Here is a 25,529-nt window from a genome sequence, read left to right as displayed (position 1 = left end):
TTCAGCCGTCCTCGCGCATCGGCGATTCGGTACGGAAGAAGTTGCTCTGCCGACCGTCGGAAAGCTGCTCCTGGTAAATGAAATTCAGTTGGCGTAGGTCGAAGGTGTGGAACCACTCGTCCCAGCTGACCGGCTTCAGTCGTCCGCCTTCCCGCCAACCGGGGAAGTCAAACGTCAGTACGCCGAGCCGACCCTCGCGTTCGGTGCCCTCGATCGTCGCCGGTTGGGCGTTCCGGCCCTCGGCCCAGCGCCGGATCACGTCGTGGTCCCGGGTCACCAGGCTCCGCCCCGGGCGCTCCGGGGTGTCCTGCGGTGAGGAGATCGGCTGGGCGTACTTCAGCGACCTCGACTGACCACCGCCGTTGGAGGTCGACTTCCCGGCCCCGTTCGCCTTCCGGACCGGCGCGGCGGTCGACTTCCGCGCTCCGGTCGTCTTGCGAGCGGCGGCGGTGCTCTTCCCGGCGGTCGTACCCTTCCGGGCGCCGGTCGCCTTGCCCGGGCCCGTGGCGCGGGCGCCGGTGGCCTTGCCCGGGCCGGTCGCCCGTGCCCCGGGCGCCTTGCCCGGGCCGGTCGCGCGGGCTCCGGGCGCCTTCCGGGCCGGCGCGGTACCGGTCCGCTGGGCGGCGCTCGTCGTCCGGGCAGAGGTAACGGCCTTGCGGGCCGGTGCCTTCCGGGCGGCGGACACCGTCTTGCGGGCTGGTGCCTTCTTCGCGGTCACCCGGGCGGTGCTGGCCTTGCGGGCCGGTGCCTTCTTCGCCGCGACCGTACGGGACGGCGCCTTCTTCGCGGCGGCCCGCTTGGCCGGCGCCTTCTTCGCGCTCGTCCGCTTGCTCGGCGCCGTCGTGGCCTTCCGGCCCGTCCCGCCCCGGCTCTCGGCTTTCAACGTCCGGACCAGGCTCTTCACCAGGTCCATCTTGCGCAGCGCGGATATGCCTGAAACACCGCGTTTTCTGAGCTGTCCCCGGATGTCGTCGACCTTCATCAAGCTGATCTTGCGCTCGTTGATGTCGCCCGTGCTGCTGCTGGATCGGCGCTTCGTCGCGGTCGCGGTTGCGCCGCGACCGGAACTGTTCCGCTGAGCCATGAGATCCTCACGCTCCCTCTGACAGTCTGTCTCGGCAGGCGGCGCGGCCATCGCCACATCCTGGTGCCGCCGCCGGGGCATACCCGTCAGGGGCGGTCCAAACCCGAGTTTTCCGTCGCCGAACGCTCGAAGAGGTGCGCGAACGCTCGCAGGTTCGCCAACGACTCGCCCCGGCTGACCCGCCACTCCCACTCCCGGCGGATCGCCGTACCGAACCCGATCTCCAGCATGGTGTCGAACGACTCGTCCGCGTACGTCAGCACGGAGCCGAAGAGCCGATCCAGCTCCTCCTCGGTCACCCCGGCCAGGCCCACCCGGCCGGTCAGGTAGACGTCACCGACCGCGTCGACGGAGAACGCCACCCCGTACATCCGGGCGTTGCGCTGCAACAGCCAGGTGAAGAGCTCCTCGCGCCGTTCGTCCGGTTGGCGCATCACGAACGCCTCGATCCGCAGCGAATGCTCCCCGACGATCAGGTTGCAGACCGTCTTGAGCTTGTGCGTGCCCGGCAGGGTGACCGCGTACGAGTACTCGCCGGTCGGCTCGCAGGCCAGTTCCCGGTCGGCACAGACCGCCTCGATCAGCCGACCGATCTCCGCCCGAGACTCCATCTTCCCGTCCACCTTCCCGTCCGGGCCGTGGCACGCGCGTTCAGCAGGTCGCCAGCGGGAGCGTCGCCGTGCCGTCCGCCAGCTCGGAGGCGAGCCGGTCGCGGTACTCCGCCACCGCCTCACGGTAGACCGCGAGCAGCCCGCTGGCGGTACGGGCCCAGGAGAAGGCGCGGGCGTGCTCGACCGCACCCCGGGACAGCTCCGCCCGGCGCAGCGGTGCGGCCAGCAGGCCGCCGAGCACCCGGGCCCAGTCGCGCGGGTGGTGCCCGTCGACGAGTACGCCGCTGCTGCCGTCCCGGACGGCGGTGACCAGACCGCCCACCGCGGCGGCGACCACCGGGGTACCGCAGGCCTGTGCCTCCAGGGCGACCAGGCCGAACGACTCGTTGTGCGAGGGCACCGCCACCAGGTCGGCGGCCCGGTAGAGCGCCGGCAGGTCGTCGCCGGTCTGCGGCGGCAGGAACCGCACCGCGTCGCCGACGCCGAGCTTGGCGGCGAGTTCGATCAGCGCGGTCGGCCGGTCCAGGCCGGTGCCGCTCGGCCCGCCCGCGATCACCACGGTGACCGTCCCGGCGATCCCGGGCTGCCAGCTCCACAGCTCGGCGAGCGCGTGCAGCAGCACGTCCGGCGCCTTCAGCGGCTGGATCCGGCCGACGAAGGCGACGATCGTGCCCCGCTCGGGCAGCCCCAACCGGCGGCGCGCGGCGAGCCGGGCGGCCTCCTCCCGACCGGGCGGGGACGGGGTGAAGCGGTCCAGGTCGACGCCGGGGCGGACCACTTCGACCCGTTCCGGGTCCGCGTCGTACCGGGAGATCAGGTCCCGCGCCTCGACCGTGGTGTTCGCGACCAGCCGGTCGGCCTCGGCCACCACCTGCTCCTCGCCGATCACCCGCGCCTTCGGCTCGGGCCGGTCGCCCTCGGCGAGCCGGGCGTTCTTCACCTTGGCCAGGGTGTGCGCGGTGTGCACCAGCGGCACCCCCCAGCGCTCCTTGGCCAGCCAGCCCACCTGACCGGAGAGCCAGTAGTGCGAGTGGATGAGGTCGTAGAAGCCGGGCGGGCGGGCGGCCTCGGCCCGCAGTACGCCGGCGGTGAACGCGCAGAGCTGGCCGGGCAGCTCCTCCTTGGCCAGTCCCTCGAACGGGCCGGACGTGACGTGCCGGACCGTCACTCCGGGGGCCATCTCGACCACCGGCGGCAGGTCGCTGGAGGTGGCCCGGGTGAAGATCTCGACCTCGACGCCGGCCTCGGCCAGCCGCCGGGATACCTCGACGATGTAGACGTTCATCCCACCGGCGTCACCGGTGCCGGGTTGGTGCAGCGGCGAGGTGTGCACGGAAAGGGTCGCGATGCGTCGTGGCGTCGGCCACGGCTGGATACCTCGTTGCCGGGCTACCCCGGTGTGCAGTTCCGCCACGTTCGCTCCTTCTGTCAACGTGTTACGCCGTCCCGCACGACCGGGTCACCTCACAGAGCAACCACCGTGTTGCGTGTCATCTTCCCGATCGGGCGAGGGCCAATCGTCCGGGTGCCCGAGGAGGTGACCGACCTCATTCGGGCCCAGGTCCATGGCATCGGGACGGCTTGGGCCAGAATGTCCCGATGACCCCTGTCACGATCGTCACCGGGGCGTCCAGCGGAATCGGCGCCGCCACGGCCCGCCGGCTGGCCGCCGAGGGATTCTCCGTGCTCGCCGCCGCCCGCCGGGCCGACCGGCTGGACGCCCTGGTCGAGGAGATCCGCCGGGCCGGCGGCACGGCCACCGCACAGCCCTGCGACGTCACCTCCGACGAGTCGGTGGCGGAGCTGGCCACCGCCGCCGGGAGGCTGGGCGGCCCGGTCACCCTGCTGGTCAACAACGCCGGTGGCGCGCGCGGCCTGGATCCGGTCGAGTTGGGCTCGGTCGCCGACTGGCAGTGGATGTACGACGTGAACGTGCTCGGCACGCTCCGGGTCACCCAGGCGCTGCTACCCGCGCTGGAGTCCTCCGGCGCCGGCACGGTGGTGGTGCTCAGCTCGACCGCCGGCCTGATCGTCTACGAGGGCGGCGGCGGCTACGCGGCGGCGAAGCACGCCCAGACGGCGCTGGCCGAGACGCTGCGGTTGGAGCTCTGTGGACGGCCGGTCCGGGTGATCGAGATCGACCCGGGCATGGTCCGGACCGAGGAGTTCGGGCTGGTCCGCTTCGACGGCGACGCCAGCCGGGCGGCGGCGGTCTACGCCGGGGTCGCCGAGCCGCTGGTCGCCGACGACGTGGCCGACTGCATCGCCTGGTGCGCCACCCGCCCGCACCACGTCAACGTGGACCGGCTGGTGGTCCGCCCGCTGGCCCAGGCGGCCCAGCACAAGGTGCACCGGGTCGGGACCGACACCGGGCAGTGAGCCGGGTGCCGCCGCCGCGACCGGGCGCCGCCGGTGAGCCGGGAGCCGCCGCCGGTGAGCCGGGAGCCGGCGTTCCCGGCCCACCCGCTCGGCGGGGACCGGCGGGAGCACCGACCGGGCGGATCGGCGGCGCGCCGCCGATCGGTGCCGGTCGCGGCGGGGCGGTGCGCCCGGTCGGCGCGGTGACCCGGGGGACCACCAACCCCAACCGGCTGCGCCGGGTGGACAACTGGATCGCTGCGACCTGCGCCGACCTGCTCCGGGATGCCCGCGATCCACTGGTGGTGGACCTCGGCTACGGCGCCAGCCCGGTCACCGTGGTCGAGCTGCGGGCCCGGCTGGCCGCCGCCGTCCGGCCGGACGTCCGGGTGGTCGGGCTGGAGATCGATCCCGTACGGGTGGCCGCCGCCGCGCCCGCCGCCGACCCGCCGGGGCTGGCCTTCGGCCGGGGCGGCTTCGAGCTGGCCGGGCTGCGCCCGGTGCTGGTCCGGGCGTTCAACGTGCTGCGGCAGTACGCCGAGCCGGAGGTCGTACCGGCCTGGCGGACGATGACCGGGGCGCTGCAACCGGGCGGGGTACTGGTCGAGGGGACCTGTGACGAGCTGGGCCGGTTGGCCGGCTGGCTGCTCGTGGACGCCACCGGCCCCCGGTCGCTGACCCTGGCCGCCCGGCTATCCACACTGGACAGTCCGGCCACGCTGGCCGAGCGGCTGCCCAAGGCGCTGATCCACCACAACGTGCCGGGCACCGGAGTACACGCGCTGATCCGGGCGCTGGAGGAGGGCTGGCGGGACGCGGCCCCGTACGCCACGTTCGGGCCCCGGCAGCGCTGGCGGCGTACGGTCGAGGCGCTCCGAGCGGCCGGCTGGCCCGTACTGGACCGGCCGGCGCGGTGGCGGCTCGGCGAGGTGACCGTGGCGTGGTCGGCGGTGGCGCCACCCGACGCCTCCCCGGCAGGAGAGCCTCGGTAACGCGGACCGTGCCCAGATGCGGCCCGTGCCTCCCGGGCAACTCGGCTACCGCGTACCGAGCCGAGCTGGCCGCATGCCGAGCCGGGCCGGGTGCCGGCTCGTCCTGCCGGGCCGGACCGCCCGGCTACTGGGTGCCGAGTCGGGCCGGCACGGTGGCGCCGAGTCGGGACATCCGGATCGCCAGATAGCAGGTGGCGGCCCCGAAGGGCACGAAGAGCGACACCAGCAGCAGGGCCAGCGAGCCCAGGCCGGTGTCCTGGAAGCCGAGCAGGTCGAGCAGGACGAAGACGGCCGCGCAGCCGAGCAGCAGGGCGGTGCCGACGAGCTTGTCCCGGACCAGCCAGAACCGGGAGAGCCAGAGTAGCGCCGCGACAGCCACCGGGACGACGTGCCAGGGCCGGACCGACCCGAACGGCAGCAGCACGGCCGGGCCCAGCACCAGGAACGGGCCCGCCGCGGCACAGACCAGCACCAGCGTCTCCACCGGGCCGCGGCGCCGGGGTGGCACGCCGAACCGCTCCCGGGCGTCCGCACCGAGCGTTGCCGGATCACCGAGCCGGTCGAGTATCGCGCGCACCTCGGCCAGGCTCTGCCCGTCCGGCTCCGACCGGCGTACGGCGATGTGCTCGGCGATCTGGTCGAGCACCTCCTGCCGGCGGTCGGTCGGCAGCGGGGCCAGTTCGGCGCGCAACTGGCGCAGGTATCGCCGGACGAGCGCCTCGGGGGTGGTCCGCTTCATGCGGTCTCCTTCGGGATGACGAGGGAATCCACCGCGTCGCGGAACCGGATCCACTCACCGACGAACTGGTCGAGCCGGTCCCGCCCGGCGGCGGTGAGCCGGTAGTAGCGGCGGGGCGGCCCACTCGGCGACTCGTGCCAGGCGGTCTCCACCAGACCGTCCCGGCGCAGCCGCGACAACAGGGGGTAGATGGTGCCCTCGCTGGTCACCATGCCGTCGACCGCGCCCAGCTCGCGGACGAGGTCGAGGGCGTAGCGCTCGCCGGGCCGGAGCAGTGCGAGTACGCAGTACTCCAGCGTTCCGCGGCGGAGCTGCCCGGGCAGCGCCTCGGGCTTGGCCGCTGCCATCTAGCGACGACGGGCGTAGACGGTAACCATGTGGAACACGGTACCTTGCGGCGCAAGGAACCGGAGTACCGTTCTGGCGGATCTGGGCACCAGCGATGGTGGAAGGGTGCGGTGCGGCCTCAGATGGCGCAGTTGACCAGTACCGGCTCCGGATGCAGGGTGGCACCGAACCGGTCGTGCACCCCGTCGCGGATCTCCCGGGCCAGCGCCAGCAGCGCCCCGGTCGAGCCGCCGTCCCGATTGGTCAGCGCCAGGGTGTGCTTGGAGGAGATGGCCACCCCGCCCGGCCCCTGGTAGCCCTTCGGATAACCGGCCTTGTCGATCAGCCAGGCGGCGCTGACCTTCACCGTGCCGCCCGTACCCGGCCAGGACGGCGGCTCGCCGAGCCCGCCGGCCCGCTCCCGCAGCGCCTGGTACGCCCCGGCGTCCAGCACCGGGTTGGTGAAGAACGACCCGACCGAACGGGTGTCCGGGTCGGCCGGGTCCAGCACCATGCCCTTGCCGGCGCGCAGCGCGCGTACGGCCGCCCGGGCGTCGCCCAGCGGCACCCGGTCGCCGACCTCCACCCCGAGCGCCCGAGCCAACTCGGCGTAGCGCACCGGAGCGGAGAGCGTCGAGCGGAGCAGCCGGAAGTCGACGGTGAGCACCGTCCACCGGTCGTGGTACTTGAAGACGCTGGACCGGTACCCGAAGGCGCACTCGGCCGCGCTCATCCGGGTCACCTCGCCGGCCAGCCGGTCGTACACCTCGACCCCGGTGACCGTCTCGGCGACCTCCTGCCCGTACGCCCCGACGTTCTGGATCGGGGTGGCGCCGGCCGAACCGGGGATGCCGGAGAGGCACTCCACCCCCGACCAGCCGGCCTCGACGGTGGCCGCGACCAGGTCGTCCCACGGCTCGCCGGCCGCCACCCGGATGGTGACCGCCGCCTCGTCCTCGGCGACCACCTCGAAGCCCCGCGATCGGACCAGCAGCACCGTGCCGGGGAACCCCTCGTCCGCGACCACCACGTTGCTGCCGCCGGCCAGCACCAGGACCGGCTCGTCCCGCAACTCCGCCTCGCGGAGTTTCCCGGGGATTTCATCCGTTCGGGTGGCGGTGACGAGTCGCCGCGGCGCGCCGCCGAGCCGCAGGGTCGTGTAACCGGCCAATCGTGTGGGATCGGCGGAGTCGGCGGCAGTTATCGGGCGGGCATTAACGTCTGGCACAGCATTCACCCTAGGCTGAGAGACAGCCCGGCCGGTGGCGGCCCGGTGGCACGGGAGGAACGTCATGACCAGACTGCACGGCACCAAGGACTTCTGGATCGGGGCACTCCGCGCCGAGGGGCCGACCTTCGGCGCCGCCGTCGCCGAAGCGCCGCTCGACATCCGGGTGCCGTCCTGTCCCGAATGGACCATGACCGATCTGGTGCACCACCTCGGGTCCGTCTACGCCCGGGCCCGGGGCATCGTGAGCCGGGGCAGCACCGAGCGGGCCGACCCGCTCACGGTCCCGGACGGCCTGCCGACCGGGCCGGCGGCCGTGCAGTGGTGGCGACAGGAGTTCGACCAGCTCATGGCCGTGCTGGACCGGGTGGACCCGGAGGCGCCGGCCTGGAACTACGCACCCCAGCCGAAGAAGGCCGGGTTCTGGCACCGCCGGATGGCGCAGGAGACTGCGGTGCACCGCTGGGACGCGCAGATGGCGGTCGCCGCCGGGGAGCCGATCGAGGCCAAGCTCGCGGCGGACGGGGTCGGCGAGGTGCTCGACACCCACCTGCCGGCCGGCCGGCGCGCCTCCGACCAGCCGTTCCACGGGGTGGTCCACCTGGTCGCGACCGACGCCGGCCAGGAGTGGTACCTGCGGCTGCGCGGTGCGGGCGTGGCCCTGCTGGACACCGACACGATCCTGGACAGCGACAACCACCACGCCCGGGCACAGATCTCGGGTACGGCCAGCGACCTGCTGCTGGCTCTCTGGGGCCGGCTCGGCTTCGACGCCCTGGACGTGGCGGGCGACGCCGGGCTGCTGCAAGGGCTGCGCGTCGGCTGACCGGAACGGTCCCGGGCCACGCGTGCCGTGGCCGAGGGACCCGGCGCCCGCCGACGGGGTTGTTGACCTTCAGGCGCGCGTGGAACCATTTTCCCGGCGGCTGAGCTGAGGAGCGGAGATGGCGGTGACCCGCGCGCGGCCCACGCTGGAGGCGGTGGCTCAACGGGCCGGGGTGTCCCGGGCCACCGTGTCCCGGGTGGTGAACGGCTCGACCACGGTCGCCGAGCCGATCCAACAGGCGGTCCGGCGGGCGGTGCGGGAGTTGGGCTACGTGCCCAACCTCGCGGCACGCAGCCTGGTGACCCAGCAGACCGACTCGGTGGCGCTGATCCTGCCGGAGGCGTCCACCCGGGTCTTCTCCGACGACCAGGTGTTCCCCGGGATCATCCTCGGGGTCAGCCGGGAGCTGGAGGCGGCCGGCAAGCAGCTCGTGCTGACCCTGGCCGAGTCGGCGGCCAGCCACGAGCGGGTCGAGCGCTACGCGATGGGCGGGCACGTGGACGGCGTACTCTTCGCCTCCCTGCACGGCGCCGACCCGCTGCCCGGCGCGCTCGCCCAGGCGGGGCTGCCGGTGGTGTGCAGCGGCCGCCCGCTCGGCCAGCCCCCCATCCCGGTGCCGTACGTCGACGTGGACCACGTCGCCGGGGTACGCGGCGCGGTCGGGCACCTGCTCAGGTCCGGCCGGCAGCGGATCGCCACCATCGCCGGCCCGCAGGACATGGTGGCCGGGATCGACCGGCTGGCCGGCTACCGGGCCGAGCTCCGGGACGCCGGACAACGGCCGGTGGAGGCGTTCGGTGACTTCACCCGGGAGTCCGGTGCGGTCGCGATGCGGCAGCTCCTGGCCGAGGAACCGCGCCTGGACGCGGTCTTCGTCGCCTCCGACCTGATGGCGCACGGCGCACTCCGTACGCTGCGCGAGGCGGGTCGCCGGGTGCCGGAAGACGTGGCGGTGATCGGCTTCGACGACATCGAGCTGGCCGGCTACACCGATCCGCCGCTGAGCACCGTACGGCAGCCGATCCAGGATCTCGGCCGGACCATGACCCGCCAGTTGCTCCGGCTCGCCGCCGGTGAACGCATCGAGCCGGCCGTCCTGCTCCCCACCGAACTCGTCCTGCGCGCCTCCGCCTGACCCCGGTCAGTCGAACTGTCGGCGTACCCGCTGGGCGGTGCCGGCGGTGGCGGCGTCGAAGAGCACCAGTCGGGCGGTGGTGACGCTGGCCGGCCGGGCGGCGGCCAGTACGGTCAACGCCTGCCGGACCGCGTCCTCGACCGGCCACCGGTAGACGCCCGACGAGATCAGCGGGAAGGCCACCGAGGTCGCGCCCAGGTCGTCGGCGACGGCCAGGCTGTTGGCGTAGCAGTTCCGCAGCAGTGCCGACCGGTCCTCGTCGGCGGACCAGACCGGCCCGACGGTGTGCACCACCCAGCGGGCCGGCAGGTTGCCGGCGGTGGTCGAGACCGCCTGCCCGGTGGGCAGGCCGCGCCCGTACCGGGCGGCCCGCAGGGCCCGGCACTCGGCGAGGATCGCCGGGCCGCCCCGGCGGTGGATCGCGCCGTCCACTCCGCCGCCGCCGAGCAGCGACGAGTTGGCGGCGTTGACGATCACGTCCACCCGCTGGGCGGTGATGTCGCCCTGGACCAGGTCGATCCGCATCAGGCCGCCCCGGGAGCGGTCACGCGGGCCCGGTCGGGGTGGTCGATCGACTGGCCGAGCGTGCGGCGGGCCAGCAGGGTCGCCCCGGCGACCGCGGCCGGGGTGAGCAGCACCGCGCCGAGCGGGATCAGGAAGCAGAGGAAGACCGCCACGCCGAAGCCCAGGGTCAGCGGCCGGTTCGCCCGCAGCGCCCGCTGCCGGTCCGGCAGCCGGAGCCCGCGCCGCTGGAACGGCACCCCGACCATGCCCATCGTGAGGAACCAGCCGCCGACCATCGCGGCGATCACGGGTACGACGAACTGCCCGACGAGCGGCACGAACCCGGCGACGAAGAGCGGCAGCCCGAACAGCACCGACCGGACGAGCAGCCGCGCCGCGTCGGCGATGCTCCGCCGCAGCGAGCGCCACCAGGGCAGCTCGACCTCGTCCGGCACCCCGCCGTAGCGCTCCTCCACCCGTTCGGAGATCTTCTCGTAGAACGGGTCGCCGATCACCAGCGTGATGGCGGTGAAGGTGAGCACCCCGAGCAGGCCACCCAGGCCGAGCAGGGCGAGCCCGGCGATCAGCCGGAGGAGCTGGCGCGGCCCGTCCGACCAGTCGTCCGCGAACGGTGTGATCAACGCGGCGAGGTCGTCGGAGAAGTAGATCAGCGTACCGAGGCCGGCCAGGTAGAGCGCACCGGAGATCACCGCGGGCACGATGCCGAGCAGTACCAGCATCGGGCTGCGACCATAGACCGCGAGCCCCCGGAACAGCAGCCCGACGCCGGAACCGAACGCGGAGAGGAACGGGCCGACCCGGCGGGGGCGCGACTCGGCGGGGGTGGGGGTCTGCACGACCGGAAAGCCTATCGGCCGCCGCCACCGCCGGCACGGCGCGAGGCGCTGCCGACGCCCGGCGGGGATGTCGGCGCCGCCGGGCAGGATGGGACGCATGCGCGCCGCCCGGTTGATCTCCCTGGTCCTGCTCCTGCAGAACCGCGAGTCGATGACCGGTGCCGAGCTGGCCCGGGAGCTGGAGGTCTCGGAGCGGACGATCTACCGGGACGTGCTGGCGCTGAACGCCGCCGGCATCCCGGTCTACGCCGACCGGGGCCGGGCCGGCGGCTACCGGCTGCTCGGCGGCTATCGGACCCGGCTGACCGGGCTGAGCCGGACCGAGGCCGACGCGCTCTTCCTCTCCGGGCTGCCCGGCCCGGCCGGCGAGATGGGTCTCGCCGACGTGGTGGCGGCCGCCCAGTTGAAGGTACTGGCCGCGCTGCCGAGCGGGCTGCGGGACGCCTCCACCCGGGTGGAGCGGCGGTTCCACCTCGACGTACCGGGGTGGTTCCAGGCGGCGGATCCGCCGGTCTGGCTCAGTGAGCTGGCCGAGGCGGTGTGGCAGGACCGGACGGTCGAGTTCCGCTACCGGCGTGGCGACCGGGAGGTGACCCGGACCGTCGAGCCGTACGGGCTGGTGTGCAAGGGCGGCAGGTGGTATCTGGTGGCCCGGGTCGGCGCGGGGCACCGCACCTACCGGGTGGACCGGATGACCGGGGTGACGGTCGGCGCGGAGACGTTCGACCGGGACGACGCGTTCGAGCTGGCCGGCTACTGGGCCAGCCAGGCGGAACGGTTCGTCCGGGAGATGCTGGGCGACGAGATCAGGGTCCGGCTCAGCCCCGCCGGGCGGTACGCCCTGCGGTTCGTCACCGAGCCGCCCGCCGTACGGGAGGCGGAGGCGAACGCCGGGGAACCCGACGCGCAGGGCTGGGTGGTCACCCGGCTGCCCGTCGAGTCCCCCGACGTCGCGTACGGCCAACTACTCAGCCTCGGCCCGGAGGTCGAGGTGCTGGAGCCGCCGGAGTTGCGGGCCAGGCTCAGCTCGGCAGCACGGCGGCTGGCCCAGCTCTACGACGGTCAGCGGTAGCCGGTGGCGTCGGCGGGTTTGCCGGTGGCCTCCACCTCCACGATGTAGCGCCAGGCGTCCGGCTGGCTGCCGTCGAGGTCGGTGAAGCCGTACTCCCTGGCGAGCTGGCCGCTGGAGAGGGACTGCCCGGACCAGCGGGCCTTGTCCGGGTCGGCGGCGAGTGCGGCGACCGCCCGGCCGACGAACGCCGGGCTCTCCGAGATGACGAAGTGCGGCTGCTTCTCGATGGCGTCCCGCCAGTTCTCCTCGGTGACGCCGAACTCGTCGAGCATGAACTCCGAACGCAGCCAGCCCGGAGTGAGCGCGACCGCCGTCCCGCCGTGCTCCTTCAGCTCGTGCGCCCAGAGGTAGCCGAGCCGGTTCACCGAGGTCTTCGCCAGGTCGAAGAAGGCCGACAGCCGGTAGTTCGCGTCGTTGTACTCCTTGGTGCCGTCGCCGACCTCCACGACCAGCCCGCCCGGGTTGCGGATCAGCAGCGGTAGCGCGAAGTGGCTGGTGATGATGTGCGTCTCGACAGCGAGCCGCAGCGTACGGAAGCCGTCGTCGAGGTCCTGCTCCCAGATCGGCTTGTGCCAGCCGATCAGCCGGTCCGCCCCCCAGACGTCGTTGACGAGTACGTCCAGCCGGCCCTGTTCCCGGTCGATCCGCTCCACCAGGGCGCGTACCTGGTCAGGGACGAGATGGTCGACCTGTACCGCGATCCCGACGCCGCCGGCCGCGGTGACCAGCTCGACGGTCTCCTCGATGGTCTCCGGCCGGTCCACCTCGGAGCGTTTCTCCCGGGTGCTCCGCCCGGTGGCATAGACGGTGGCGCCGGCCGCGCCGAGCTGCACGGCGATCTGCCGGCCGGCACCCCGGGTCGCCCCGGCGACGAGCGCGATCTTTCCAGTCAGTTCCGCAGTCATGGCTCCGAGCCTGGCAGCGAATTCTGACAGCCTGCGTCAGGTTTTCCCCGGGAATCCGGCCACGGGTTCTGGGCAAACGATCAGGTCAGGTCGATCCAGTAATCCAGTTCAACCCGGTCCGCCGGGATCACGATGTCGGTGGCGACCTCAACGACCTGCTCACCCGCGTACGTCTGTCGAGTAATTGTCACCACCGGCACGCCGCCGGGGATCCGCAACGCCTCGGTCTCTTCGCGGACCGGCATTCGGGAACGCACCCGCTCCCGTACTCCGGTGATCGTGATGCCGAGGCTGTGAAGCTGGGCGGTGTTCCCGCCCGGCCACGGCTCCCGGTCAGGGTCGGCGACCGGCGTGTCGGCCACCATGTCGAGTAGGAGGCAGGACGTCGACATCTGCTGCGGTACGCCCTGGGAGCGGAACACGAACCGGCGTTCCAGCAGCATCGTGCCCGGGGCGATGTCGAACAGCTCGGCGGTCGCCCGGTCTGCCGGCACCTCGCGGAACTCCCTGTCGAGCCGGTAGTCGGACCAGCCGATCTGCTGGTCGGCGGTGAACGACGTGCCCAGTTCGCCGGACCGGACTTGCTCCAGTTCCCGGCGGTACCGGTCGGAGCCGAGTCGGCGAACCGGCAGTACCGGCCGGGCGTACGTTCCTCGGCCCATCTCGGTAACGACCAGGCCCTCATTGCGGAGCAGTCCGACCGCTTCACGGACGGTTCCACGGGCCACGCCGAAGTCGGCCATAAGCGCGGATTCGGACGGCAAGATGGACCCGGGTGGGATCGCGCCGGAGAGGATCCGACGGCGTAACTCGTCTGCGACCCGGCGATAGCGGGGCCGCTCGTGCGGGGTAGGCACGTCGGTCACCGTACCCCCGATCAGTGCGCTGGGAATGTTTCTGCCCTCCCGACCGTAAACCTATCTAGACGGGTCGTCTGTACAGGTGTAGCTTACCGTCTAAGCGGCCGACACAGAAGGTGATCTAGGGGTAGGCACCCTGTGTCGGTCGCCCCGAACTGGACGTGGCGACCAGCCTCCCCCGGACGGGCCGCGTCCACCGGGCGGCACCCTTCCCCCCGTTGGGTGCCGCCCATCCAGACGGGGGGTGTGGTGGCCGGCGGACAGTCGTGGGACTCCGGCCACCACACCCCCCGGTCCGACAGGGAGGGATCGATGGGCACGATCGGTAGGTGGCGGACGGTGATCAACGACAACCGGGCTAACCGGATCTTCGACCGGGCGCAAGCCGACGAGGAAGCCGAGGTAGCCCGCGCCAAGCAGCGGGCGCTCGACGCGGCGGCCGTCGAGCGGATCCCGGTCGGTCTCGAACTTCGCCTCGAACCCACGGACTGGCTGACGCTAGCCACCCCGTACGTCGACCGGCGGCCGACCGTCATCGTCGCGTCCACCCACCCGCCGATCATGTACAAGCTGGGCGTCGGCTACCTGCGGATCTGGGGACACTCGCCGTGGTGCGGCATCCACCCGGACCACGGCCCGTGCATCGACGCGATGGTTCGGGTCGGTGCCGTGATCGACGCGATGGCCGACCAGTGACCCCCGACCCGGAGCGGGTACGCCGGGTGCTCCGGCGGGCGTACGCCTTGAAGCGGACACTGCCGCCCGGGTCGCTGGCTCGGCTGCTGGTCGACGCCCTCGACCGGCAGTACGGGCCGCTGGCACACCCCGAGCAAGAGCAGGAGGAACCCGCCGTGACGTCCATGTTCGATAGCTGGTCGACGACGCTGGAGGATCTGACCGCCCGCCGGTTCCTCCACATGCACAAGGACGGCCGCCGCTGTCGGCAGTGTGACGACGACGGGAAGTGCCGGTACCTGACGTGGGCCGTCGGCTACTTCACCCGGATCGGCGATCCGGTACCCGGTCAGGCTGCGGACATCCTGGCCCGCGCATCCCATCCCGGCGAGGTGACACCGGCCGAGCTGCGGGAGGTCGCGCAGACGCTCCGTCGGCGGATCCAGTGAGCGACACGACGACGGTGTGTATGCCGTGCCGGCTCGGCGTTCCTCCGGCGCTGCCGAGCGAGACGCCACACGGCTGTCCCGGGTCGGTGATTGTCTGTGACGGTCCCGGCGCGGTGACGAAGCTGTGCGTGTGCCCAACCTGCTGGCCGACCGGCAGCCACCACCAGAGCCACCCCCGATCATCGGTCGCACGAGCGAGGGGTGAGGGTCGGCGTCCCGGCCTTGCGTGCCGCTGTTGCAGCGGTGGTGCGCTGAAGTCCCCGGTCGGCCTGGTGATCCGGCCGGGGACAGGGCGAGCACGGCCGCTGACGGGAGCGGCCACCGCGCCCGTTCCGTCGACGTGCTGGTCAGCGAGACGGCGTCGGCACCGCGGCGGCTCGGGGTCAGTTGACCAGCCGGACCCGTACCCGCCGGTTGGCCCGGCCCTTGCTCTCCACCTTGACCACCTGGACCTTGCCGATCTGGGCGGTCGAGGCGACGTGGGTGCCGCCGTCGGCCTGCACGTCCAGCCCGACGATGTCGACGATCCGGATCTCCTGCTCGTCGGCGGGAATCAGGTTGGACTGGGTACGGATGATGTCCGGCAGGGCCAGCGCCTCGTCCCGGGGCAGCACCTTGACCGCCACCGCCCGGTCGGCGGTGACCTCGGTGTTGACCAGTTCCTCCAGCCGGGCCTTGAAGTCGGTCGGCACCTCCGGCAGGTTGAAGTCCATCCTGGCCTCGCCCGGCTCCATGTTGCCGCCGGTCACCAGGGCGCCGAAGTCCCGGAACACCACGCCGCAGAGCACGTGCAGCCCGGAGTGGGTACGCATCAGCAGGCTGCGCCGCACGTCCTCCACCGCGCCGGTCACCGCCGTGCCGACCGGCGGCAGCGGGTCACCCTCGGCGGGGACCAGATAGAGGTCGTCGCCCTTGCGGGTGCCGACGATCCGGGTCTGCACACCCTGCCAGAGCAGCACCCCGTGGTCCGGCGGCTGGCCGCCGCCGCCGGGATAGAAGGCCGACCGGTCGAGCACGATTCCCTGCTCGGGATCGGCGGAGAGCACCGTGCACTCCCACTCCCGCAGGGTCGGGTCGGCGAGGTCGAGCCGGTGCGTCCGGCCGTGCTGGGAAACGCCCATGGCTCGCCAGGTTACTCCGGCCGGCACGGTTCCGGTGGTACCGGTGGCCCCTCGGCCGGGCGCACAACCGGGGCAGCTCGACAGCCTGGTCGACAAGCACCCCCTGCGCCGCCGGCCCGGGTGACCCGCCCGCCGAACCCGGGGTCAGTTGAGGAAACCGGAGATCCGTTCGCGCAGGTCGGCGCGGTGCGTCCAGAGCAGGCCCGGCTTGTCGTAGACGTGCAGCGTCGCTCCCGGCAGCGCCTCGGCGAGCTGCTCGGCGACCGCGACCGGATGCAGGTCGTCGCCGGCACAGCCGATCACCAGGGTACGGGCGGTGACCGCGGCCAGGGCCGAACGCTGCCGGACGGCGACCTGACCGGCCAGACTCGCCAGCCCGGAGGCGAGACCGTCCCGGGTCAACTGGTCCACCCGCTGCCGCAGGTAAGCCCAGCCGGCCGGGGTGTTGCGGATCGCCGGTGGCACCTCGTAGGCGACCGCCTCGGCCACCTCAGCGGCGTCGCCGCTGCGTACCGCAGTGAGCAGTTCGGTGAGCCGCCGCCGGGCCACCTCCGGACGGGGTTCGTCGAGTACGGCCGGCAGCACGAAGACCGCGCGCTCGAAGCGGGCCGGGCTCTCCCAGAGGAGCCGGCAGAGCGCGCCCGCGCCGAGGCTGATCCCGAGCGCCCGGCTGGCGCCGCCGAGATCGGCGATCGCCCGCAGGTCACGGGCCAGGTCGGCGTAGCTCCAGTCGCCCTCCGGAGCCTCCGAGCGGCCGTGCCCACGGAACTGGAAGAAGATCTTGCGTCCGTTGACCGCGCTGCCCAGCGGTCGGGTGGTGGAGATGCCGGTACCGAGTCCGTGTGCGAAGACCGTGACCGGGTCACCGTCGCCGGTGACCAGCCGCTCCAGCCGTACGCCGTGCGGGGTGGCGACCAGCTCGGTCTCCGGGTCGGGCAGCGCCGGCCGGCCGCTGCGCGGCGCGGTCGGCCCCGGGCCGTACGTCCGTGGCCCGCCGTCGGGCGGCGGTGGCCAGCGGAAATCCCTCACCAGAAGCCTTTGCCGTCGGTCAGGTCACGCAACCCGACCCGGACGTCCAAGAGATAGATCAACGCTGCCGCGATGCCGATCAGCGCGAAGAGGCTGAGTGGCCGGTAGAGCAGCAGGGTGAGCACCAGGCAGACGGCCAGGATGGCCACCCAGGCTCCCTTGGGGAGGGTGCCGATCGCCGGGAAGGCGTCCGAGCGCTGGGTGATGCAGTGCACGAGCGCGACGCCCTGGATCACGAGGGCGAAGACGATCAGCACCAGGTTGATGATGAAGACGACGTCGTCGAAGAAGAGCGGCGCGGCTGTGCCCATGGCGGAAAGCTTATGCCGGTGACCCCGGGTACGTGCCACTTGGCGCACCCACCCGAGGTCACCGGCGACTGCTCGACGGTCGCCGGCCGCCTACTTGTCGGCCGCCGGGCGGGTCCGCTTGGCCGCCGGGCGGGTCGACTTCGCCGCCGGGCGGCGCTTCACCGCCGGGGCCTTCGCCGGGGTGACCTCGGTCGCCGCGGCCGCCGCGGCAGGCTCCTTGACCTGCTCGACGACCTCGGCCGGGGTGGTGCTCAGCGCCGGCTGTCCGGCGGCGGTCACCGCCGGAGTCTCGGTGGCGGCCATGTCCGCGTTGACCGTGTCGGCGGCCTGCACCACGCCGGAACCGACCACCCGCTCGCCCCGGGCGACGAGGTCGCCGTAGACGGCGATGGCCCGCTCCTGCGCGGCCTGGGCACCGGCCACCACCACCGCCGCGTTGCGGATGGTCGCCTCCCGCAGCCGGTCCAGGTCCAGCTCGCCGTTGGCGGCCCGGTTGCGCAGGTTCGCCGCGCCGGAGTTGGCGTTGCGCAGCGTCAGTACGGCCTTCTCCCGCAGTTCGGCGGTGGTCGCGATCGCCTTCTCCCGCAGCTCGGCGGTGGTCGTCACGGCCTTGGACCGCAGCTCGGTACGGGTCGCCTCGTCACCGAGCCCGCTGACCACGGCGGGCAGCCGGCGCAACTGCTGGTACGCGAGATCGCCGGCACCGGCCACCGCGTAGAGCGGGGCGGGGATCCGGGCGGTTCGGGGCTGGGTCATGACTGTTCCTCCTCGTCAGAGGCCGAGGCGACCGTCGGAGTCGACGGCGCGGCCTTCTTGACCGCCTGCCGGGCGGTCCTCTTGGTGGCTGCGGCCGGCGGCCTGGACTTCGCGCCGGGCCGGGATTCGGTCGGTGGTGCGGCGGCGCCCGCCTCGGTCACCGCCACCGATTCGAGGACGGCTTCCGCCGGATCCTCGTCGGCGGCGGCGCTCGGGACCGCGCCGGTGTCGGCGGGCGCGGCCGGTACGTCCGCGTGCCGGAGGTTCTCCCGGCGGAAGGTCTCGTAGATCTGGCTCAGCGACTGCTTCTGCGGCATCGTCAGGTCCGGGTCGGCCGCGATGGCGGCGAGCACGCCCTGCCCCTCGCGGTCGTCGAGCAGCCCGGCCCGGAGGTACATCGCCGGTGTGGAGACCCGCAGCGCGCTGGCCAACTGCTGGAGCACCTCGGCGCTCGGCTTGCGCAGCCCACGCTCGATCTGACTCAGGTAGGGGTTGCTCACCCCGGCCTGCTCGGCCAGTTGCCGCAACGAGATCTTCGCGTTGCGCCGCAGGTCGCGGATGAACCCGCCGATGTCCCGCGGAAGGTCCTTCGGATTGGCCATGTCTCGACGGTAGCGAGCAGCGCTTGCTCCTGCAAGCAGAATGCTTGCGAAAGTTAGCAATAGTTAGCGGCGTCTCATCCGCCGGCGCCGGGTCACCAGCGGGTGCGTACCGAGCCGACGACCTCGCCGCCGCCGTGCAGTGACAACTCGGCCAGCTCGTCGAGGATCGGGGCGTCCACCGACAGCCGGCGCAACGCCGAGACCAACACCGGCATCCGGCCGCGCGACGCACCATCGTCGATCTTGGCCGCCACCGCGCCGACTCCGGGCACCGCCACCGCGACCACACCCTCCGCGCCGCTCTTGGCGAGCAGCCCGGGGATCCCGGCCATCAGCCGGGTGTCGTACGCCTCGGCTCCGGTGCCGGCGACCATCTCCGGGTACGCCCGCATCGCGTCCGCGACGGTCCGGGCCACCGAGCCCGGCTCGGCCGAGACCAGCCGCAGGTACGCCCGGGCGAGGCCGGTCAGCGAGACGGCGAGCAGCGGTGCACCGCAGCCGTCGACACCGACCGCCGCCGCCGACTCGCCGGTGAACTCCTCGATCGCGGCGGTGATCCGCTGCTGGAGCGGGTGCTCGGGACGCCAGTACTCCGCCGTCGGCCAGCCGGCGGCCTGACAGGCGAGCAGCATCCCGACGTGCTTGCCCGAGCAGTTCATCCGGAGCCGGGACGGCCCACCGCCGGCCCGCAGCAGGGCGGCCCGGGCGGCTTCCGACAGCGGCAGGTCCGGCGGGCAGCGCAGCGCCGACTCCGTCAGTCCGGTACGCCGCAGCAGCGCGCCGACCCGGTCGACGTGCAGGTCCTCGCCGTGGTGGCTGGCGCAGGCGACCGCCAGGTCGGCACCGGTCAGCGGCAGCCCGGCCCGGAGCATCCCGATCGCCTGGAGCGGCTTGTTGGACGACCTCGGAAAGACCGGTCCGCGTACGTCGCCCGCCTCGGCCCGCACCGAACCGGCCGCGTCCAGCACCACCACGGAACCCCGGTGCACGGACTCCACGAAGCCCGACCGGACCGCCTCCACCAGCGGTACGCCGCCGTCGTAGATCTCGCCCATGGTCGCGGACGGTACCCACCGGGCCGGCCCGCCGACCCGGCACCCCTCAGCGCTGTGCCGCGAGTCCCAACAGCTCCCGCGCCTGTGCCGGACTCAGCGGCGGGCGCTGGGCGAGCTGGGCCAGCCCGACCGCCCGGGCGACCAGTTGCATGTTGGACTCCACCGGACGCCCCTTGGCGTACGTGATGGTGTCCTCCATGCCGACCCGCAGGTGCCCGCCGGCCGAGACCGAGGCGAGCATCACCGGAATGGTGCTCCGGCCGATGCCGGTCGCCGAGAACGTCGTCCCGTCGGGCAGGTCCCGCAGCGCCTGGGCACAGGCGACCAGCGCCTCGGTACTGCCCGGCATCCCACCGGGCACCCCCATCACGAAGTCGACGTGCACGTGCCCGCCGGCCGGCAGGCCGTACCGGTCGAGCAGCCGGCGCAGCGCGGTCAGGTGGCCGAGGTCGAAGATCTCGTACTCCGGCACGACGCCCCGGTCCTGCATCCGGGTGTGCAGGTCGACGATGAACTGCCAGCGGTTGAGGAAGACGTCGTCGCCGAAGTTGACCGTGCCCATGGTGCAGGAGGCCATCTCCGGGCCAGCGTCGAGCACGGCCAGCCGGTCCGCCTCCGGGTCGGTCACCGCGCCCCCGGTGGAGAGCTGCACGATCAGGTCGGTGCTCTCCCGCAGCGCGGCCACGGTCTCCCGCAGCCGGCCCAGGTCGAGGGTGGGCCGGGCCTGGTCGTCCCGGATGTGCACGTGGATCACCGCGGCGCCGAGCGCCTCGCACTCCTTCGCGGTGACCACCAGCTCGTCGAGGGTGACCGGCAGCGCCGGCACCTCCGCCTTCGCCGACTCGGCCCCGGTCGGCGCGACCGTGATCAAGGTGCCCGTCATGCCGGGATCCTAGCCGAGGCGGCGGCCGGTCACTCCGGGTCGATCGCGGCGGCCGAGCCCTCGACCAGCAGTGCCGCGTCGTCCGGCACCGAGCGCTTCAGCACCGCCAGCGCGACCGGGCCCAGCTCGTGGTGCCGGACCGCCGTACCGACGAAGCCGACCGTGCGCCCGGCGGCGGTCACCGGCGCGCCGACCGCCGGAAGCTGGTCGGTGGTCACCCCGTCGAGGTGCAGCAGCGCCAGCCGGCGCGGCGGGCGGCCGAGGTTGTGCACCCGGGCCACCGTCTCCTGACCCCGGTAACAGCCCTTGTCCAGGTGTACGGCCGGCGCCACCAGCCCCACCTCGGCCGGAATCGTCCGGTGGTCGGTCTCGAAGCCGACCCGGGGCAGCCGCTGCGCCACCCGCACCGCCTCGTACGCCCACAGTCCGGCGACCGGTGTGCCGGCGGCGGTCAGCGCGTCGACCACCTCCGGCATGCTCCCCCGGGGCACCAGCAGGTCGACCCCGAGCCGGACCCGGCGCGCCCAGCCCCCGCCCGGCAACGCGCGTACGTCGTACACGACGGTCGGCCGGGGTGGCACGGAGCCGGCGGCGAACTTCGGGCCCGGCACCCCGAGCAGGTCCGGTTCGGCCAGCCCGGTGACGCCGAGCGTGCCGACCGCCTCGGAGGCGCGCGGCCCGACCAGCGAGAGCAGTGCCCAGTCGGCGGTGGCGTCCCGGGGGTCGACCGGGGTGAAGAAGCGCATCTTCTCCAGGTAGCTCAGCAGGCCGCCGGTGTCGCCCGGCTCGGTGTCCAGCCAGGTGGTCTCGCCGTCCTCGGCGACCATGGCGTGCTGCTCGACGTGCCCGTGCGGGGAGAGGACCAGCAGCTCGCTGCCCTGCCCGGCGGCGAGCGAGGCGAGGTGCTGGCTGGTCAGGGTGTGCAGCCAGCTCGCCCGTTCGACCCCGGGGACGGCGATCACCCCCCGGTGCGACCGGTCGACCAGGCCGACGTCGGTGGCGAGCAGCCGCTGCTCGCGGATCGGGTCGCCGTAGTGGGCGGCCACCGGGCGTACCCCGGCGGCGGCGTGCTCCGGCTCCGGCTGGTCCCGGGTCTGCTCGTCGATCGCCTGGACAGCCACCGCACCCGCGATGTCGATCATTCTCGCCGCTCCTCGCAGTCGCTCCGCCCGCAGACGCCGAAGAGCGCCACGTGCCCGATGTCGACCTGGAAGCCCCGTTCGGCCGCGAGCTTGTCGCAGAGCGGCCCGAAGACCTCCGGATCGACCTCGTCCACCGCCCCGCAGACCCGGCACACCAGGTGCACGTGGGTGTCCTCACCCGCGGCGTGGTACGTCGGTGACCCGTGGGACAGATGCGTATGGGTAACAAGCCCGAGGCGTTCGAGTAGTTCCAAGGTCCGGTAGATCGTGGTGATGTTCACTCCGGCGGCGACCTCGCGGACCGCCGAGTGCACCTGCTCGGGGGTGGCGTGCCCGAGCTCCAGCACGGCTTCGAGGACCAACTGCCGCTGCGCCGTCAACCGCAGTCCGCGGGAACGCAGCATCTCCGCAAGTGACGATTCCGACACCGACAAAGCATAGTGCGCCCCGGCGAGTACGGCCCCTCGGCCGTTACCCTCGGCGGAATGTCGAGCGAGCAGCCGATCGTCGCCGTACTGGGCCGGGGCGTGGTACCGGCCGGCGAGCCGCTGATCCGGGCCGACGACCGGGGCGTACTCCGGGGTGACGGGCTCTTCGAGACGATGCACGTCCGGGCCGGCCGCCCCTGGCTGGTCGACGAGCACCTGGCCCGGCTGACCCGGTCGGCGGCGACGCTGGAGCTGGAGCTGCCCCGCACCGACGAGCTGCGCGACCTGCTCGACACCGCCTGCGCCGGCTGGCCGGACGGGACCGAGGGCAGGGTGCGGCTGGTCTGCACCCGGGGCCCGGAGGGCGGCACCGGACCGACCGTCTACGCCACCCTCTCGGCGGTGCCGGCCGCGTCCCGGCAGGCCCGGCGGGACGGCATCCGGGTGGCGACCCTGCCGCTCGGGGTCGCCGCCGACGCCCGCACCGGCCGGCCGTGGCTGCTCGGCGGGCTCAAGACCCTGTCGTACGGGCTGAGCGAGGCCGCCCGGCGCTGGGCCGCCGCGAACGGCGTGGACGACGTGCTCTGGAGCTCGACCGACGGGTACGCCCTGGAGGGGCCGGGCGCCAACCTGGTCTGGCTGACCGGCGAGGAGCTGTGCACCGTACCGGCGGAGACCGGGATCCTGCCCGGGGTGACCTCCGACTGGCTGCTCCGCAACGTCGGCGAGCTGGGCTGGACGGCGGCCCACCGCCTGGTCACCCCGGCCGAGCTGCACAGCGCCGACGGGGTCTGGTTCACCTCCTCGGTACGCGGCCTCGCCGAGGTCCGCGAGCTGGACGGGGTGCCGCTGCCCGCCTCGCCGCACACCGCCGTACTGGCCGACCTGCTCGGCTTCCCCGTCCCGCCGCGCTGAGCGGTGGCGTCAGCCGCCGACCCGGATCAGCCGGGCGGAGAGGTGCGGGGAGAGCGGGTGCCCGACCGCGGCCATCTCCTGGGCGTAGAGCAGCGCCCCCTCCACGATGCCGAAGAGCCGGTGGCCGGCGGTGACCTCCTTGGCGGTGGCGGAGCGCACCACCGCGTCGGTGGCGATCTCGACCCGGGTGCCGGTGACCTTGCCGAGGTGCAGCTCCATGATCCCGGTCGGGGTGGTGAGCAGGACCTCCAGCTCGTCGGTGCCCTTGCCGTCGGCGTCGAGTACGGCCCGCCACCAGCCGACCTCACGACCGGCGGGCCGGACCGGCCGGCTCTGCTCGTCCAGGATCCAGGCCCGCGACTCGTAGTAGAGGAACGGCCGCCCGTCGTGGGTGATCCGGATCTCCTGGGCGTAGTCGAAGTCCTCGATGCTGGGGAACCCGCCCCGCCCGCGCCCGCGCCAGAGCCCGACGTACGGCAGCAGGCCGAGCAGCGCCGGGTGCAGGTCCGGCCCCTTGCGCAGGTCGTACGTCTCCTCGTACGGGTACGGGTCGACCGGCGGCGCGTTCAGCCAGGGCGGCGGCTCAATCGGGTTACTCACAGTGTCCCTTCCGCTCGTGACTGCGGGGCTCGCAAACCCGGCTCACTCCTCGCACTCACCAACGTCCTCTCGAAATTCTCACTGCCAGATACACCAGGTAACCGGCGAGCGCGCCGAAACCCGCGACCAGCAGGCTGACGAACCCAATCTCGGTAACCATGACGGGTAGATCCTATGCTGGCGGCATGGCTCGTACCCTGGTCGTCAAGGCCACCGCCGGTTCGGATTCGCCGGAGCGCTGCGCCCAGGCGTTCACCGTCGCCGCGACCGCGGTCGCCTCCGGCGTCGACGTGTCGCTCTGGCTGACCGGTGAGTCGAGCTGGTTCGCGCTGCCCGGCCGGGCCGAGGAGTTCGAGCTGCCGCACTCCGCGCCGCTGGCCGAGCTGCTGCACGTGATCCTGAGCAGCGGCCGGGTCACCGTCTGCACCCAGTGCGCCGCCCGCCGCGAGATCGGCGAGTCCGACGTCCTGCCCGGGGTACGCATCGCCGGGGCGGCGGTCTTCGTCGAGGAGGCGATGGCGGACGGCGCCCAGGCGCTGGTCTATTAGCCCGGGCCACGGACGGCCCCGGTCACCGGGCGCAGCCGCTGCTCACGGCGACCCGGATCCGGCCGTCGCCGCTCTCGACCACCACGCTCACCGGGCCGCTGCGGTACGCGTACAGCTCGGGGGTGTCGGCGACCACGACGGCGCCGGCCGGCCGGGGCAGCGCGGCGCTCGGTAGACCGGCCGGCACGCCCCGGCCGGTGGCGCGTGCGGTCCACGTGGTGCCCTGCCCCGGGCAGCGCGCGGCGACCAGCTCGACCGGGGTCGGCTCGGCCGCGCCGAGTGCACCGAGCACCCGGAGCGGATCCGGCTCGGCCGGCGGCAGCGGCGGAACGGCCGGGCCGTCCGGGTCGCCGGAGACCGGTCGGCAGCCGGTCCGGACGGTCAGTTCGACCATCCCCGGGCCGGCCTGACCGCCCTCGATCGCCACGAACTCGCCCGCGTCGGCGCGCAGCGCGTGGGTGCTCCCGTCGGCACTGTGCCGGACCCCGGCCCGGTACGCCGCCGGCAGCCGGTCCGCGATCCGGTCCAGCAGTGCGGGTACCTCCGCGTCCGGGGCGTGCACGACGACCGCCGCGTCCAGCGACGCGCCGTCCCGGACGACGGTGAGTTCGCAGTCGTCACGTACCGGTCGTCCGGCGATCTCGACGGCGACGTCCGGGCCGGCTGCCGCGACGAGCTCACCGAGCGCCCGATCCAGCACCGGTTCGGCCTGCTCGATCGTGCGCTGCTCTTTCACTGTCGGCTCGTCGCCGTAGACCGAGACGAGGGTGAGCACCAGCAGCAGCGCGCCCCAGCCCACCAGGCCGGCGAGCAGCCAGCGCCGCCGCCGGGGCGGGGCCGGAGGGGCCGGCTGACCGGGCCAGGCCGATGTCGGGGCGTCGATGCTCACGCCCGACATGGTGGCACGGTGGCTCCCCGGTCACTGTCCAGGGGCGAGCCGGTAGCCGACGCCGCGTACGGTCTGCACCTGCGGCCCGCCCTCGACGTCGCGCAGCTTGCGGCGCAGCCGCTTCACCGCGGAGTGCAGGATGGCGGTGTCGCCGAGGTAGGCGCCGCCCCAGACCGACGCGAACAGCCGCTCGTACGTCCACACCCCGAGCGGCGCGCTGGCCAGCCGGGCCAGCAGTTCCCGTTCCAGCCGGGTCAGCGCCAGTGGCTCGCCTCGCCAGGTGACCAGGTGGCCGCCCGGGTCGACGGACAGGTCACCGAGGCTCACCGGCCCTGGTTCGGAATCCGTCGCGTTGCCAACCATCGGAAACAACATTGCCCGCAACTCGGACAGGTCCGAACAGATCACGACCGTACCGAAGTCGTCGAGTCGTCGAACCACCCGTTCCCGCACCGCAACGTCCGTCGACACGCACACGACGAGCGGGACTTCTCCGCTTGCCACCTCGCTCCACTCCTCCCCCGTCGGCTGCGGACCCTAGCCAAACGGGTTTGACCGGGCGAGTCAACAGCGACGCTAACCGATGTAAGGCATTCGGCTCACTCCTGACCGAGATACGCCTAGTTAC

General features: G+C 73.2%; 32 protein-coding genes. 9 read left to right on the top strand and 23 right to left on the bottom strand.

From position 1 onward, the window contains the following. Nucleotide 1: 1 nt before the first annotated feature. From ACSMXO_RS03320 to mshA, 3 genes are all read right to left on the bottom strand, one after another. Entirely contained in the window at nt 2-982 is a 981-nt protein-coding gene (locus ACSMXO_RS03320; RefSeq protein WP_455416656.1) for a hypothetical protein, read from the bottom strand. A 188-nt stretch (nt 983-1,170) separates the two neighbouring features. Continuing rightward, a complete protein-coding gene (locus tag ACSMXO_RS03315; protein WP_318400105.1) occupies nt 1,171-1,695 on the bottom strand; it encodes a type III secretion system chaperone family protein in 525 nt (174 codons plus the stop codon). A gap of 40 nt (nt 1,696-1,735) precedes the next feature. Continuing rightward, the gene (mshA, locus tag ACSMXO_RS03310; protein WP_346260987.1) at nt 1,736-3,109 is read right to left on the bottom strand and encodes a D-inositol-3-phosphate glycosyltransferase; all 1,374 of its coding nucleotides are present in this window, start codon (nt 3,107-3,109) and stop codon (nt 1,736-1,738) included. 185 nt (nt 3,110-3,294) lie between these two features. Here mshA and ACSMXO_RS03305 point away from each other — a divergent pair, with 185 nt between their 5' ends. Together ACSMXO_RS03305 and ACSMXO_RS03300 are read left to right on the top strand one after the other, a co-directional pair. Continuing rightward, nucleotides 3,295-4,074, top strand: a complete 780-nt coding sequence (locus ACSMXO_RS03305; RefSeq protein ID WP_455416655.1) for an SDR family oxidoreductase — start codon at nt 3,295-3,297, stop codon at nt 4,072-4,074. A gap of 140 nt (nt 4,075-4,214) precedes the next feature. Beyond that, entirely contained in the window at nt 4,215-5,045 is an 831-nt protein-coding gene (locus ACSMXO_RS03300) for a class I SAM-dependent methyltransferase (RefSeq protein ID WP_455419157.1), read from the top strand. 124 nt (nt 5,046-5,169) lie between these two features. Here the strand turns inward: ACSMXO_RS03300 and ACSMXO_RS03295 are convergent, their stop codons facing one another. From ACSMXO_RS03295 to ACSMXO_RS03285, 3 genes are all read right to left on the bottom strand, one after another. Continuing rightward, nucleotides 5,170-5,784 (bottom strand): DUF1700 domain-containing protein, encoded by a 615-nt coding sequence (locus ACSMXO_RS03295; protein ID WP_455416654.1) that lies wholly within the window; start codon nt 5,782-5,784, stop codon nt 5,170-5,172. Then, nucleotides 5,781-6,131, bottom strand: coding sequence for a PadR family transcriptional regulator (locus ACSMXO_RS03290; protein ID WP_346260984.1), 351 nt, complete (start codon nt 6,129-6,131; stop codon nt 5,781-5,783). The genes ACSMXO_RS03295 and ACSMXO_RS03290 overlap by 4 nt, the downstream gene beginning before the upstream one ends. Before the next feature lie 119 nt (nt 6,132-6,250). Continuing rightward, a complete protein-coding gene (locus ACSMXO_RS03285; protein ID WP_455416653.1) occupies nt 6,251-7,339 on the bottom strand; it encodes a UDP-N-acetylmuramate dehydrogenase in 1,089 nt (362 codons plus the stop codon). A gap of 64 nt (nt 7,340-7,403) precedes the next feature. Here ACSMXO_RS03285 and ACSMXO_RS03280 point away from each other — a divergent pair, with 64 nt between their 5' ends. Both ACSMXO_RS03280 and ACSMXO_RS03275 read left to right on the top strand, forming a co-directional pair. Continuing rightward, nucleotides 7,404-8,165: a maleylpyruvate isomerase family mycothiol-dependent enzyme gene (locus tag ACSMXO_RS03280; protein WP_455416652.1), complete on the top strand. Its 762-nt coding sequence runs from the start codon at nt 7,404-7,406 to the stop codon at nt 8,163-8,165. A gap of 118 nt (nt 8,166-8,283) precedes the next feature. Further along, nucleotides 8,284-9,300, top strand: a complete 1,017-nt coding sequence (locus ACSMXO_RS03275; protein ID WP_455416651.1) for a LacI family DNA-binding transcriptional regulator — start codon at nt 8,284-8,286, stop codon at nt 9,298-9,300. A 6-nt stretch (nt 9,301-9,306) separates the two neighbouring features. On the opposite strand, the gene ACSMXO_RS03270 is transcribed toward ACSMXO_RS03275, so the two are convergent. Continuing rightward, on the bottom strand, nt 9,307-9,825 hold the full coding sequence (locus tag ACSMXO_RS03270; protein ID WP_455416650.1) for an O-acetyl-ADP-ribose deacetylase: 519 nt from the start codon (nt 9,823-9,825) through the stop codon (nt 9,307-9,309). Then, nucleotides 9,825-10,661, bottom strand: a complete 837-nt coding sequence (locus ACSMXO_RS03265; protein WP_455416649.1) for an EI24 domain-containing protein — start codon at nt 10,659-10,661, stop codon at nt 9,825-9,827. The genes ACSMXO_RS03270 and ACSMXO_RS03265 overlap by 1 nt, the downstream gene beginning before the upstream one ends. A gap of 97 nt (nt 10,662-10,758) precedes the next feature. Between ACSMXO_RS03265 and ACSMXO_RS03260 the strand changes: the two genes are divergently transcribed. Beyond that, nucleotides 10,759-11,733 (top strand): helix-turn-helix transcriptional regulator, encoded by a 975-nt coding sequence (locus ACSMXO_RS03260; protein WP_346260979.1) that lies wholly within the window; start codon nt 10,759-10,761, stop codon nt 11,731-11,733. Here the strand turns inward: ACSMXO_RS03260 and ACSMXO_RS03255 are convergent. Continuing rightward, nucleotides 11,724-12,638 carry an SDR family oxidoreductase gene (locus ACSMXO_RS03255; protein WP_455416648.1) on the bottom strand — a complete coding sequence of 305 codons (915 nt, stop codon included), beginning with the start codon at nt 12,636-12,638 and terminating at the stop codon, nt 11,724-11,726. The genes ACSMXO_RS03260 and ACSMXO_RS03255 overlap by 10 nt on opposite strands. An 80-nt stretch (nt 12,639-12,718) precedes the next feature. Beyond that, nucleotides 12,719-13,495, bottom strand: coding sequence for a GntR family transcriptional regulator (locus ACSMXO_RS03250; RefSeq protein ID WP_346260977.1), 777 nt, complete (start codon nt 13,493-13,495; stop codon nt 12,719-12,721). 315 nt (nt 13,496-13,810) lie between these two features. On the opposite strand from ACSMXO_RS03250, the gene ACSMXO_RS03245 reads away from it, so the two are divergent. After that, complete coding sequence (locus tag ACSMXO_RS03245; RefSeq protein ID WP_346260976.1) at nt 13,811-14,194, top strand: hypothetical protein; 384 nt, start codon at nt 13,811-13,813, stop codon at nt 14,192-14,194. Next, nucleotides 14,191-14,622, top strand: coding sequence for a hypothetical protein (locus ACSMXO_RS03240; RefSeq protein WP_455416647.1), 432 nt, complete (start codon nt 14,191-14,193; stop codon nt 14,620-14,622). The genes ACSMXO_RS03245 and ACSMXO_RS03240 overlap by 4 nt, the downstream gene beginning before the upstream one ends. Nucleotides 14,623-15,005: 383 nt before the next feature. On the opposite strand, the gene ACSMXO_RS03235 is transcribed toward ACSMXO_RS03240, so the two are convergent. From ACSMXO_RS03235 to ACSMXO_RS03195, 9 genes are all read right to left on the bottom strand, one after another. After that, entirely contained in the window at nt 15,006-15,743 is a 738-nt protein-coding gene (locus tag ACSMXO_RS03235; RefSeq protein WP_346260974.1) for an alanyl-tRNA editing protein, read from the bottom strand. 144 nt (nt 15,744-15,887) lie between these two features. Beyond that, nucleotides 15,888-16,772 (bottom strand): alpha/beta fold hydrolase, encoded by an 885-nt coding sequence (locus tag ACSMXO_RS03230; protein WP_346260973.1) that lies wholly within the window; start codon nt 16,770-16,772, stop codon nt 15,888-15,890. After that, nucleotides 16,769-17,083: a DUF2516 family protein gene (locus ACSMXO_RS03225; protein WP_107257588.1), complete on the bottom strand. Its 315-nt coding sequence runs from the start codon at nt 17,081-17,083 to the stop codon at nt 16,769-16,771. The genes ACSMXO_RS03230 and ACSMXO_RS03225 overlap by 4 nt, the downstream gene beginning before the upstream one ends. A 90-nt stretch (nt 17,084-17,173) precedes the next feature. Then, nucleotides 17,174-17,839, bottom strand: coding sequence for a hypothetical protein (locus ACSMXO_RS03220; RefSeq protein ID WP_346260972.1), 666 nt, complete (start codon nt 17,837-17,839; stop codon nt 17,174-17,176). Continuing rightward, nucleotides 17,836-18,441 (bottom strand): helix-turn-helix domain-containing protein, encoded by a 606-nt coding sequence (locus ACSMXO_RS03215; protein WP_455416646.1) that lies wholly within the window; start codon nt 18,439-18,441, stop codon nt 17,836-17,838. The genes ACSMXO_RS03220 and ACSMXO_RS03215 overlap by 4 nt, the downstream gene beginning before the upstream one ends. A gap of 92 nt (nt 18,442-18,533) precedes the next feature. After that, a complete protein-coding gene (locus ACSMXO_RS03210) occupies nt 18,534-19,496 on the bottom strand; it encodes an asparaginase (RefSeq protein WP_455416645.1) in 963 nt (320 codons plus the stop codon). Nucleotides 19,497-19,542: 46 nt separating this feature from the next. Continuing rightward, a complete protein-coding gene (locus ACSMXO_RS03205) occupies nt 19,543-20,379 on the bottom strand; it encodes a 3-keto-5-aminohexanoate cleavage protein (RefSeq protein WP_455416644.1) in 837 nt (278 codons plus the stop codon). Between the two features lie 29 nt (nt 20,380-20,408). Further along, nucleotides 20,409-21,521, bottom strand: a complete 1,113-nt coding sequence (gene ygfZ / locus ACSMXO_RS03200; RefSeq protein WP_455416643.1) for a CAF17-like 4Fe-4S cluster assembly/insertion protein YgfZ — start codon at nt 21,519-21,521, stop codon at nt 20,409-20,411. Continuing rightward, nucleotides 21,518-21,949: a Fur family transcriptional regulator gene (locus tag ACSMXO_RS03195; protein ID WP_346260967.1), complete on the bottom strand. Its 432-nt coding sequence runs from the start codon at nt 21,947-21,949 to the stop codon at nt 21,518-21,520. The genes ygfZ and ACSMXO_RS03195 overlap by 4 nt, the downstream gene beginning before the upstream one ends. Before the next feature lie 57 nt (nt 21,950-22,006). Between ACSMXO_RS03195 and ACSMXO_RS03190 the strand changes: the two genes are divergently transcribed. Then, nucleotides 22,007-22,864, top strand: a complete 858-nt coding sequence (locus tag ACSMXO_RS03190) for an aminotransferase class IV (protein ID WP_455416642.1) — start codon at nt 22,007-22,009, stop codon at nt 22,862-22,864. Nucleotides 22,865-22,873: 9 nt separating this feature from the next. On the opposite strand, the gene ACSMXO_RS03185 is transcribed toward ACSMXO_RS03190, so the two are convergent. Then, the gene (locus tag ACSMXO_RS03185) at nt 22,874-23,464 is read right to left on the bottom strand and encodes an FABP family protein (RefSeq protein WP_455416641.1); all 591 of its coding nucleotides are present in this window, start codon (nt 23,462-23,464) and stop codon (nt 22,874-22,876) included. A gap of 55 nt (nt 23,465-23,519) precedes the next feature. Continuing rightward, nucleotides 23,520-23,624 carry a small membrane protein MtfM gene (mtfM, locus tag ACSMXO_RS03180; RefSeq protein WP_278065698.1) on the bottom strand — a complete coding sequence of 35 codons (105 nt, stop codon included), beginning with the start codon at nt 23,622-23,624 and terminating at the stop codon, nt 23,520-23,522. A 25-nt stretch (nt 23,625-23,649) separates the two neighbouring features. Between mtfM and ACSMXO_RS03175 the strand changes: the two genes are divergently transcribed. After that, nucleotides 23,650-24,012, top strand: a complete 363-nt coding sequence (locus tag ACSMXO_RS03175; RefSeq protein WP_318400063.1) for a DsrE family protein — start codon at nt 23,650-23,652, stop codon at nt 24,010-24,012. A gap of 22 nt (nt 24,013-24,034) precedes the next feature. On the opposite strand, the gene ACSMXO_RS03170 is transcribed toward ACSMXO_RS03175, so the two are convergent. Both ACSMXO_RS03170 and ACSMXO_RS03165 read right to left on the bottom strand, forming a co-directional pair. Continuing rightward, the gene (locus tag ACSMXO_RS03170) at nt 24,035-24,901 is read right to left on the bottom strand and encodes a hypothetical protein (protein ID WP_455416640.1); all 867 of its coding nucleotides are present in this window, start codon (nt 24,899-24,901) and stop codon (nt 24,035-24,037) included. 30 nt (nt 24,902-24,931) lie between these two features. Then, nucleotides 24,932-25,405 (bottom strand): winged helix-turn-helix domain-containing protein, encoded by a 474-nt coding sequence (locus tag ACSMXO_RS03165; protein WP_455416639.1) that lies wholly within the window; start codon nt 25,403-25,405, stop codon nt 24,932-24,934. Between the last annotated feature and the right edge of the window lie 124 nt (nt 25,406-25,529).

Source organism: Plantactinospora sp. DSM 117369, assembly GCF_053764795.1.
Note: the sequence above shows the minus strand (reverse complement) of the source record. Positions and strands in the feature narration are given on the sequence as shown.